This is a genomic window from Burkholderia sp. AU28863 (assembly GCF_002223195.1).
In the GTDB taxonomy this organism is placed as follows: domain Bacteria; phylum Pseudomonadota; class Gammaproteobacteria; order Burkholderiales; family Burkholderiaceae; genus Burkholderia; species Burkholderia sola.
In genome coordinates, this window is record NZ_NKFE01000019.1 from 1 (window position 1) to 953 (window position 953).

The following is a 953-nucleotide window of genomic DNA, read 5'->3' on the forward strand; positions in this document are numbered from 1 at the left end:
GTAGTGATCGTATCGGCCGCGCGGACCGCGGTCGGCAAATTCGGCGGCTCGCTCGCGAAGATTGCGGCGCCGGAACTGGGCGCGACGGTGATCCGCGCGGTGCTGGAGCGTGCGGGCGTGAAGCCCGACCAGGTCAGCGAAGTGATCATGGGCCAGGTGCTGACGGCCGGCTCGGGGCAGAACCCGGCGCGGCAGTCGCTGATCAAGGCGGGGCTGCCGAGCGCGGTGCCGGGCATGACGATCAACAAGGTGTGCGGCTCGGGCCTGAAGGCCGTGATGCTGGCGGCGAACGCGATCGTCGCGGGCGACGCGGAGATCGTGATCGCGGGCGGCCAGGAGAACATGAGCGCGGCGCCGCACGTGCTGCCGGGCTCGCGCGACGGGTTCCGGATGGGCGACGCGAAGCTGGTCGACACGATGATCGTCGACGGGCTGTGGGACGTGTACAACCAGTACCACATGGGCATCACGGCGGAGAACGTCGCGAAGGAATACGGGATCACGCGCGAAGAGCAGGACGCGTTCGCGGCGCTGTCGCAGAACAAGGCGGAAGCCGCGCAGAAGGCCGGGCGTTTCGACGACGAGATCGTGCCGGTGTCGATCCCGCAACGCAAGGGCGAGCCGCTGCAGTTCGCGACCGACGAGTTCGTGCGTCACGGCGTGACGGCGGAGTCGCTGGCCGGGCTGAAGCCGGCGTTCGCGAAGGACGGCTCGGTGACGGCGGCGAACGCGTCGGGGTTGAACGACGGCGCGGCGGCGGTGCTGGTGATGTCGGCGCAGAAGGCGGCGGCGCTGGGCCTGACGCCGCTGGCGCGGATCAAGGCGTATGCGAACGCGGGCGTGGATCCGAGCGTGATGGGCATGGGGCCGGTGCCGGCGTCGCGCCGTGCGCTGGAGCGCGCGGGCTGGACGCCGGGCGACCTGGACCTGATGGAGATCAACGAAGCGTTCGC

General features: G+C 70.5%; 1 protein-coding gene. It reads left to right on the top strand.

The window, feature by feature from the left end:
- A partial coding sequence (locus CFB81_RS34695) for an acetyl-CoA C-acetyltransferase (RefSeq protein ID WP_256976442.1) occupies nucleotides 1-953 on the top strand: 953 nt, incomplete at both ends.